We start from the raw sequence: 9,634 nt of genomic DNA, 5'->3' as shown, positions 1-9,634 counted from the left end.
ACGTCATGTGCTGCGCCAATCCCCTCTTCGCCTGCACATTCGTTATCCCGCTCGTCAACGTCGTCTTCCCATGATCGATGTGGCCTATCGTCCCTACATTCACGTGCGGCTTCGTCCGCGCAAATTTCTCCTTCGCCATGTTACAATCCCTTCAAAAAAAAGAAATCACACAAAAATCGGCGTTCTCCATGCACATGGAGCCCACAACCAGAGTCGAACTGGTGACCTCATCCTTACCAAGGATGCGCTCTGCCTACTGAGCTATGTGGGCCCGGTGGAGCTTATTTTTTATGCAAATCAGAATCAGAACCATAAAAACTCTAATAATCCGCATCTCACTGGAGCGGGAAACGAGACTCGAACTCGCAACTTTCACCTTGGAAGGGTGACACTCTACCATTTGAGTTATTCCCGCTCAGTTGCATACCGCGTCTCAAAGACAAAAAAATCCCCTATATAACAGATAAGTAAGATACTATTTTTTATCACAAATGTCAAATATTATTTTGGGATTCCACTGAAAAATATCTTCATTCAAGAGAAGATTCGAAAAGAAAAAGATTCATATCGGCAAACACCTGTTCTGCTTTGTCCTTACTCCCGCAAAAATCAGGCTCGCATGCCACAGTCACCAATCCGGCGGATTTCACCAGACTGCGCAACCAATCCACAGGCCGCAGGCCGGACCAGCAGTAAGGGGATTGGGCAGGTGTGAAGAATTCTCCCTCATATACTTCCGGGGGGAAAGGGAATACATATTTCTCCCAGGGCATTGTGAAGAAATCAAGATCGATATCGACGATGAGGGTATGTTTGTCCGCCCGGATTTTACCCGTTTCCGGCAGCCAATTAAGGATATTCCACAGACCTTCCTTCACTGCTGCATGGCCGTGATCGGTTAAGGCGCCCTTGTAAGACAATTCCTGGGCCGGACGGCGAAGGTGAAAAATCCGATGATCCTGCCCGAACCTGTCGTTGTAACAGGTTATGGCTGATTCATTTTCCGGGGTTTCCGTAAGCGAGCCGAACTGAATGACGTCCGAGAGCAATCCCAGTTCCATTCCGGAGATTATCCAGTCGTCGTCACGGGGCGAGAGGTGGTCGCGGACCAGTTCCGCCAGCATTGCCGTATCGCGGGAAATTTTCCCGCTGCGGAAGGCCTCCAGCGGCCCTGTCCCCTTGAGCGGAGCCAGCGAATCACGGTGACGGTCGAAGGTGACCATTCGCACCGGGAGTTTCAGGATTCCCTCTTCCCCGGCCATGAAAACGACCGGCAAGGTCCACCGGTGATCACGGAATATCACCGCCGGGGCGCCGTAGAGGGTCTGCACCCGGTTCGGGTACATATGAGTCAGGTCATGGAGTCCAAAGTCCAAAGCTCAAAGTCCCTAAGGGAAAAGACTGTCTGAACCACTGATGCGAATGATGTGAATGATAAAAGATGATGAAAAGGCAAAACCCGGTCCGAGTACATCATCAGGTAAGTAATTTTTTACATTATCCGCCGTAATTGCATAAATAGATCCTGAAACGAGTTCAGGATGACACGTGTCATGCCGAACTTGTATCGGCATCTATCCCATGAATCACGGTTCAGACTTGTTTCCACGGATAATTCCTCTCGAACTGTTTTTCCCAGGAAAACCATTCCTCCGCCGCTCTCCGTGCGTTTTCCTTGCATGCTCTCAGCCGCACGGGGTCCGAAACCAGGGACTGGATGGCGCGGGCGATATCTTCCGGGCTGCTCCCGGTGAATACCTCGCCCATATTATGTTCCTTAACGGTTGAGGCCAGAAACGGCATGCTGCTTGTAACAATTGCCATACCGGCCATGGCATAGTTGAAAAGTTTGTTCGGAGATGAATACACATTGTTCATTACAACATCCTGGTACGGTATCGCCCCGATGTCCTGGGAGGAAAGCATGGGCATCGTTTCCTCCTGCGGATAACGGCCGGTGAACCTGACCCTGTCCTTCAGGCCCTCACGTTCAGCCAGGAGTTTCAGTCTCCCTTCGATGGGACCGTACCCGGACAGGGTAAGCGCCGCGCCCGGAATGTGCCGGAATGCGAGGATAAGTTCCTCGAGACCGCGGTAGGCCTGAAGCTTACCCTGGAAGATTACCCGTACAGGCGCCTCGATTGTACGGCGCGATAACTCGCCGTGCCAGAGAGGCGGGCAGTTCATGACCACCGACGGTGTGTACTGTAATTCGTAATTTTCCTTGAGCCGCCCGGCAATAAATGGATTCACCGTGACCACAAAATCGGCGTCGCGGATACATGCGCCTTCGAACCGCTGCAGGGAGATGTTCGAATAGCTGCCCGGCCTGCTCATACCGGCCCAGTACTCGTGGGAGTCATAGAGGAGGGCATTGGCGCAGCCCCTGCGCCGCAGCTCGCTCCCGGCATACAGGGTATCCACATCGTTGGCGTGGATGAGATCGAATTTTCCCCCGGAAAAAGCCCGGATGAAAGTCCGGTTTAATTTTTTCATATTCCGCATGTAATGTCGGTGATTCCATTGCAGGATGAGCTCTTTCACAGGAGAGGATTGCTGTCCATCAGGAGCTGCCGCCGCCGGAGAAAATGCAGCCGGTTTAACCGGGAGCCAGCGATGCGCCAGATGGTAGAGACGTTTCAGGAAAAACTCCTGCGGATGAGGAAACCGGACGATTGAGATTCCCTCGCAGGTTTCCTTTCCCAGGTGACTTGAAGGATTGGTGCAGGCAACCGTCACTTCTGCTCCCCGGTCACGGAGCGAGAGGCAGGTCTTCCACACCCGGGAATCCTCGAGCACTTCGAACATCAGGAGAACAAGTACTTTTTTTCTAGTCATTGGGTATGTCGTTAGTTCAACAAAGGTGAACATCCGATAAGGTTAATCCCCCCTACCCCCCTTATTAAGGGGGGAAAAAATTACAGTTATCACCATGTACACATTTTTACGAATTGATACCCCCCTTAATAAGGGGGGATGCCGAAGGCAGGGGGGATCTTAAAACCTACGGATCATAAAATATCTACCATTTATCCTCGTTTGCTTTCTTACTTAACCGGATTTCCCTTTATTCTTCTGTCTTCTGTCTTCCCTCAATACCTCCTCATCACCGTCAGCCCCTTGGCCGGGTCAACCTTTCCGGGACGGATGATGAGCGTATCATGAGCCAGGGTGGCGGTTCCATGACCGCCTTCGATGGCAAACCGCATGGATTTGATCTGGGGTGCACTGATGGAAAAATCCATTTCCTCCGGGATGGCGGTTCCCTGGATTCTCCATATTTCCGGCCCGCATTCGAGCGATTTTATAACCTGCTCGCGGGCGGTCCACCAACGGGCCAGATCGATTCCGGTCATCGAGCAGGCTCGGTCCAGACGGCATCGATTGAGGAATGACTGGTAAAAACGGGGGAGCGGAGGCATCTCGTGAGTGTCCATGTTCCCCGGATGAATAAGAACGCTGAAAAGACCACCCGCCGCTTTTGCATACAGGTAGGATTCCGTGATGCGACGAATGACCGCTTCTTCCCCATCGCTGGAATGAAGGAACACTCCATCCATGAAATTGAGCGGAATCTCCACCAGTTTTCCCGCCGGATGGGAGGTGATAAAGGGGAAAAAGGGCGAGGCGATCCCGTTCCGATAACCCGTTCTGTCTCCGAACCCGAGCGTGGCATCGTAAATCATCCCGGCCTCGGCGGCGGTTTCAAGCGTTTTGCCGTGATTGAACATCAAATAGTGGTGACGGACCCCGTAAAGTCTGAATCCGAGACGGTTCTCGAACGAGGCAACCTGACGGCGGAAGGCTTTCGGGTCCTGATAAGAACTGCGGGTGCCGTGAAGACCCAGCTCGCATTCGTTATCGATGATGCGTCTGATCATGGCGGTGATTTCAGAGGATTTTCGCCGGTATACCGGATCGATTTCGTTCTCACGGTCTTTGAATTCTCCGCCGAAGGGCGCAAGAAACCAGGTGGCCTTGAACCCGTTTCCGCTCTCCATGATGAGAAGCTCATCGAAATTCCAGTAGGGATCACTTCCCTTCAGGGCATCGCCGATGGAAGCCATGGTGAACCGTAACCGCTTCATTCCTTTCATTCCGAGCGTCTCACGGAAAGAGAGGAGAAGCTCATAGGCCATCCGCTTTTTCGTCCATTTGCGTACCACGTCCACATCGTGGGAAAGAAAGATCGCCAGCGGCGCCGATTGCGGCCACCTGGGTATGGATAGAAGCGGAATGCCCAGTTTACGGTGGACATAGCGGACGGCGTTCTCAATCAGGTTAAAATGGAACGACACCGCAGGGGCATAAATGATATTTTCGGGAAGGGGCAGGTGACGGCCGAACCGGTCAAAACCGGTTTCCTGTTCCAGCTCCCCGGAAAGGATACGGATGGTGGCCCGCACCAGGTCTGCGGTGAACAGGAGAACCAGGGTTTTTCCGATTACCCCCTCGAGAATAAGCGGATCTCCCTCCGAGGTCTTCACAAAGCAGGAAAATTCCGGAAATGTGTATGACCGTATTTCAGCCAGTATCGGTGCCTTCACCGTCATGGTTTCATAGTGACGGGGGATTTCGGGAATCTCATGGCCGCCGTTCGAGGGCATGGCGATCACCGCCCGGTAGTGGGGGGCAAGCTCACGAATGGTGTCCAGGGACAGGTCGCCGTACACCAGAGCCGCCGGCGAACGCTCCCCTTCGGTGTACAAACCCAGCGGTATCCCCGAATGCACGCGGAAATTACGGGTGAAAAGCGTAACCGGGCTTTCGGCGGCGCTGGTCAGAATCAAATCTATCATCGCACTACCTTAATTGGTTATGTCATTTGATAAGCATATTTGAAAATTTTGCGCTTTAGATCCTGAAACGAGTTCAGGATGACACGTGTCATGCCGAACTTGTTTCGGCATCTATATACGGACAAGAACCTTATTTAACGGCATACGCGCACTACCTTGTTCAGTCTGGAATAAAAAGAAAACAAAGCATGGGTAACCCGGGAGGAGTACCGCTCGGCTGTGTAGTAAGGTGTCAGTGCGCCCCCGAAACCTTTTTTAAAAAATGATATGGTCCGGAGATTAGCCCCCACAAGGTCCAGGCATGTATTTTCGCCGCTGTGACTGCGGGCGGCGTCCCAGAACAGGAGAGATGAGGCTCCTGTGTGATTCAAGGCGGGTATGACTCCGCTTACCCAGGCATACACCCTCCGGGCGTCCTCTGTAAAAATCATGGCGGCAACTATCTTTCCATCGCCGTCCCGGACTGTCCGCATCTCACCCATCCCCCCACTCATTACCGCTTCCACCATCTTTACCACCATGCTGCGGTTGACCGGCGGCTTGTTACCACGGTCTTTGTATGTGTGTTCATAGAGATCCCCAAACTGTTCTGCGGATACCGGCCCTTCGAGGAAAAGCGAGGCTTCGGCGTTGCGGATGACTGTCCGAACCCGGCGCTCCAGCCGCTCCCAGAGCTTGTCCGGGCTTTCTATATCCAGGATGTAGGTATACTGCACGGTGCAGGCGAACCTGTTCCAGGAAAAGGGACGGACATCGCCGAATCCCGGAGAGTTGACCAGAAATACCTGGTCGTACCGCTTTTGCAGATACTCTATAATCATCTCGGCGCAGGAATGGTTAAAACTTTCCGCCTCCGATTCTCTCATCCCCGGAAAGGGACGGTACAGAATGCCTCCATAAGGGGTCAGAACCGGAGTGGTCGCTTTTTTAAAGGGGCCGCGGGCCAGCTCCACGAACGATACTCCGGCCGCCGGTTTCCCATTCTCGAATACCCCGAGAAATACCGGTTTTCCCCCCTGGGTGCGGGCCGCGGCCTGCATCCATCCGGAGGTGGAGAACACTGTGCCTTGCGGTGAGGATAACGCAAATGCATCCCAGAGAGAGGCATCCTCAACCTTTAGAATTTCCATCTTTCCGGCCAAGGTACCTGCCTTCCATGATGTCACGAAGGGAGAGCAGCCGGATGAATCCCGCTTTCTTTCCCAGGAAAACATACAGTCCGGTGAAAAGTATGGATGAAAACAGTATTATCTGTAAATCACTCTCGAAAAATCCGGTCCTTGTGACAGCAAACGCCGCACAAACCGCCAGGGCGCTTACTGTCCCGATCATGAACAGCCCCCGGAAAGGAATCAGCTCCGCGATTCTCCCCTTTGTCGCAGCAAGGATAACCCACAGCAAAATCACTACATGGAACCAGGTGGAAATCACCGTTGCTATGGCCGGCCCCAAAAGCCGGATATATTGTACCAGTATAACACTCAGAACGAAATTTATCAAGAGCGCTCCGCTGGCAGCCAGGAAAATGGCCCGGGGTTTCCCGAGAGCGAGCACAATCGCCCCGTAGAGAGCGATCCGCAGCGGCATCATCATCAGGTATACCCGGAACGGCGCCACTGAAGCCTCGTACTCCGGCCCGAACATGAGCGGGATAAGCCGGTCGGCGAACACGAAAAGATACAGACAGAACGGCCAGATCATCTTGGCGGTGAAAAGGAAGGTCTTATTGACCAGGCCGATAAATCCCACGAAATCCTTCCGATGATGGTGCGAACTGAGCACCGGAGAGACGACGCTGTATACGGAAGCCAGCACCACCGAAACGAGGGGGATTTCGATCGCTCCCACATAAAATACTCCCAGGGCTTCTTTCCCAAGGTACACGGACACCACGAATTTGTCCATCCATGCCGAAATGATATCGACCGTGTTGGAGAGCGCGATGGGAAGCGAAAAGCTCAACTGGAGAAGGAGCATCTTCTTCCCGCCGAAATAGAGAATCTCGCCGATTTCGGGCCGCATCCTGTATACCAGGAAGAGCGCCGCAAGAAACTTTCCCAGGGCGAAAACGGCCATCGCCATGAAAAGCGGGGCGGCGGAAACACCGGCCAGGTACTGCCAGAGGGTGAGGAGCAGGAAGAAGAGACCGTGAAGGAAGCTCAGGGTGAAAAGATAGCGGACGCGTTTGAAAACGATGAATATAGGATCGGCAAAGGCAGAAGCGACCAGGAATGCGCCGTAAATGCCGAATATCCGTATATTCGGTGCAATCGCCGGGTTACCCTGCACACCGGCCAGAAATGACGCTCCCGCCCAGAGAAAGAAACAGACCGCCAGGCCGCTTGCCCCGAGAAGAATGATGGTCTGGCCGAGAAAACCCGGCCGCTCTTCGGGGGTCAGGCGCGGCAGAAAAAAGTACAGGGTTTCCGGTATGCCGAGGGTAAGGATCATGAACAGCGCGCTGAACATGAACACCTGCTGGAACGAGCCGAATCCCTCGGTTCCCATGGAGCGGGCAAGCCCGATGTTCAGGATAAAGAGGCTTAAAACGTAAACGCTCCGGCCTGACCCGACCACGCCGATGCTTCCGCCCATTCCCTTTTCTTCAAGCATTCCGTTCCGCCCTCACCGCGATGAACGATTCACGGCCCAGTATCCGGCAGATGAAGGCGTCCAGAATCCGCCAGGCGGCATAAGGCAGGAAGCCGGTGAATCCGGCCATTCCAAACCGCTCCGCAGGCCGGTTAAGAAATCTCACCAGACGGCTTGGAGTAAAACCTGCGGTTTTCAGAAGATCCGACAGGGTATGTTCATCAAAGGCATGAAGGTGGGCATTCACCGGCGTTTTTTTGTTGCAGTGGATGCAGAGGATTTCCTCGATACGTTCGCGGTATGGTGTGGAAACGACTATCCATCCCCCCGGTCTCACCACGCGGGCAATTTCACTCAGGGCTTCCTGCGGCTTTTCAAGGTGTTCGAGTATCTCGCTGGCGAAAGCGGCGTCGAATGAACCGCTCCGGAAGGGAAGCCGGTACACATCACCCCCGGTGAAATTAACCGGTCTAGAGCGCTCCTCAAGACGCTTCCCGGCGCGGAGGATGCTGTCAAGGCCGATGTCCAGGGCGGTTACCTCAAATCCGCGCCCGGCCAGCATTTCGGAGAGCCAGCCGGACCCGGCGCCCGCATCGAGAACTTTTTTGACCCCCTTCTTCGGGAGCAGGCGTGAGATGCACTGAAAACGCCTTTTTTCCTGATGCCGGCGGAAATGCCCCATATCTTCAGGGAGGACCATGTCAAAGGCATCGAGCGCGTAGTGCGCGGTATAATCGTGGTACCGGATGGGAAATATCTCCTTAAAACCATTTCGCAGCGCTCAAGCCGATAAGCAAAGCGAGCACCGCGCCGAGGAAAAAAAGCAGTTTGTAAAACCAGTTCATAGTAACCCTTACACCAATAATTCATCCAAAGAAGGCGTCCAGAAAGAATGAAAACCGTCATGGGCATGGAGCTTGATTTCGTTCGGTTTTCCGTACACCCGGTAAACCCTGGTGATTTTTTTAACTGCGGCCTGCACGCTCTCCAGGGGAAAGATGGCATCCTTTTTCCCGGTTTGTACGATGAGAAACCGCGGCGCGATCAATCCAGCAACATCGGGGAAATCGGCATACTGCCCCAGGCGCGGCACGTAGTTGCAACTGCAGTGGCGGATGGCCAGAACGGAGCTGGAAGCCTCGGTGACATATCCCGCTATGAGCGCCCTTTTAATACGGTCATCGAGCGCGGCGGTGTACATGGTCATCATTCCCCCGCCGGAAAGCCCGATGCAGGTCAGGCTTGTCGTGTCGAACTCATTCTTCCGGTATCCCAGCCAGTCCATCACTGTGCAGATGTCCTTGGCGCGGATGCCGATGAGGGTTTTCCCGATCTGAACGGCGTTCAGGAACGGCTTCTCGCAGCCGCCGTCGAAACCAGGACGGGCATCCTCGACCATATCCACACGCTCACCGAACGCAAAAAGCTCAGGCGCCACCGCGCACCAGCCCTTTTTCACCACCTGGAGGGCGTAATCGGTATTGATGGTGCGGATGAGCTTCCCGGCCTCCTCGTTCACCGGCATGCCGATGATATCGCGGGCGCCGTTCCCGTGGCCGTGCAGGCAGAGCACGGTTTTTTTCGCATTCGGGCCCGATTTTGGACGGAGAACATAGAGCGGCATCGACCGTCCGGGAACAACATCAAGCTCCCATTTCTGCTGGATGTAGGCGTCGAAGGTTTTGGTTTCGAGGAGCCGTGACTGCGGATTGACAGTCCCGGGGACATGACTTTCGCCTAGGGCATCCCAGAGCGCGTCGCGGAGGTTTTTCCGCCATGCCTCCGCTTCCTGAACCGTTCCGGCTTTGAATGCAAATTTCGGCGTAGTCTCCGCGGCCGCCTTTTTCAGATAGGTAAGCGGCGAATAGCTGTCCGGCTTTGCCATGACGATTTTCTTCGGTGGGAACGGATTCTCATCAGGAGCGCCGTAAGCATTCCCCGGAAGTGCTGCGCCTGCCGACATAGCAATGCTCCCTTTCAGAATATCGCGCCGTTTGATTGTGTTTGCCATGATTGTGCCTTTCTCATATCGCATTCATCTACACTTATCATTAATTTGCATGAATAGGGGGTATATATCCTGAAACAAGTTCAGGATGACGCTGGTGTTAAGTCAATCAGATAATGTCTGGTGCTGGAGTTTCTTTTTCTTTTTACCCCCTTAAAAAGGGGGTCGCCGCTCAAGCGGCGGGGGGATCTTTATTCGCTGGGAAGAAGAAATCCCCCCTGCCTTTGGCATCCCC

Annotated in this window: 8 protein-coding genes and 2 tRNA genes; all 10 read right to left on the bottom strand. The window is 53.9% G+C overall.

Features of this window, described 5'->3' with window-relative positions; all coding sequences use genetic code 11:
- A partial coding sequence (locus Q8O92_05920) for a GTP-binding protein (GenBank protein MDP2982846.1) occupies positions 1 to 139 on the bottom strand: 139 nt, incomplete at its 3' end.
- A gap of 56 nt (positions 140 to 195) precedes the next feature.
- A tRNA-Thr gene (locus tag Q8O92_05915) sits at positions 196 to 271 on the bottom strand.
- A 68-nt stretch (positions 272 to 339) separates the two neighbouring features.
- Positions 340 to 415 (bottom strand) — tRNA-Gly (locus Q8O92_05910).
- A 115-nt stretch (positions 416 to 530) separates the two neighbouring features.
- Positions 531 to 1,376 carry a hypothetical protein gene (locus Q8O92_05905; GenBank protein ID MDP2982845.1) on the bottom strand — a complete coding sequence of 282 codons (846 nt, stop codon included), beginning with the start codon at positions 1,374 to 1,376 and terminating at the stop codon, positions 531 to 533.
- Positions 1,377 to 1,593: 217 nt separating this feature from the next.
- The gene (locus Q8O92_05900; GenBank protein MDP2982844.1) at positions 1,594 to 2,838 is read right to left on the bottom strand and encodes a glycosyltransferase family 4 protein; all 1,245 of its coding nucleotides are present in this window, start codon (positions 2,836 to 2,838) and stop codon (positions 1,594 to 1,596) included.
- Positions 2,839 to 3,092: 254 nt separating this feature from the next.
- Positions 3,093 to 4,799: a hypothetical protein gene (locus tag Q8O92_05895; GenBank protein ID MDP2982843.1), complete on the bottom strand. Its 1,707-nt coding sequence runs from the start codon at positions 4,797 to 4,799 to the stop codon at positions 3,093 to 3,095.
- A gap of 134 nt (positions 4,800 to 4,933) precedes the next feature.
- The gene (locus Q8O92_05890) at positions 4,934 to 5,941 is read right to left on the bottom strand and encodes a GNAT family N-acetyltransferase (protein MDP2982842.1); all 1,008 of its coding nucleotides are present in this window, start codon (positions 5,939 to 5,941) and stop codon (positions 4,934 to 4,936) included.
- A complete protein-coding gene (locus tag Q8O92_05885; protein MDP2982841.1) occupies positions 5,910 to 7,412 on the bottom strand; it encodes an oligosaccharide flippase family protein in 1,503 nt (500 codons plus the stop codon). Before Q8O92_05885 ends, Q8O92_05890 begins: the two co-directional genes overlap by 32 nt.
- Positions 7,405 to 8,091, bottom strand: a complete 687-nt coding sequence (locus Q8O92_05880; GenBank protein ID MDP2982840.1) for a class I SAM-dependent methyltransferase — start codon at positions 8,089 to 8,091, stop codon at positions 7,405 to 7,407. Before Q8O92_05880 ends, Q8O92_05885 begins: the two co-directional genes overlap by 8 nt.
- A 153-nt stretch (positions 8,092 to 8,244) precedes the next feature.
- On the bottom strand, positions 8,245 to 9,402 hold the full coding sequence (locus Q8O92_05875; GenBank protein MDP2982839.1) for an alpha/beta hydrolase family protein: 1,158 nt from the start codon (positions 9,400 to 9,402) through the stop codon (positions 8,245 to 8,247).
- Positions 9,403 to 9,634: the final 232 nt, after the last annotated feature.

Source organism: Candidatus Latescibacter sp. (assembly GCA_030692375.1).
Lineage (GTDB): Bacteria > Latescibacterota > Latescibacteria > Latescibacterales > Latescibacteraceae > JAUYCD01.
Note: the sequence above shows the minus strand (reverse complement) of the source record. Positions and strands in the feature narration are given on the sequence as shown.

Bases quoted from the DNA above. Each gene is read 5' to 3' on its own strand.
- Q8O92_05885 (MDP2982841.1), bottom strand. From the start codon at position 7,412: ATGCTTGAAGAAAAGGGAATGGGCGGAAGCATCGGCGTGGTCGGGTCA.
- Q8O92_05875 (MDP2982839.1), bottom strand. From the start codon at position 9,402: ATGGCAAACACAATCAAACGGCGCGATATTCTGAAAGGGAGCATTGCT.
- Q8O92_05900 (MDP2982844.1), bottom strand. From the start codon at position 2,838: ATGACTAGAAAAAAAGTACTTGTTCTCCTGATGTTCGAAGTGCTCGAG.
- Q8O92_05895 (MDP2982843.1), bottom strand. From the start codon at position 4,799: ATGATAGATTTGATTCTGACCAGCGCCGCCGAAAGCCCGGTTACGCTT.
- Q8O92_05880 (MDP2982840.1), bottom strand. From the start codon at position 8,091: ATGGTCCTCCCTGAAGATATGGGGCATTTCCGCCGGCATCAGGAAAAA.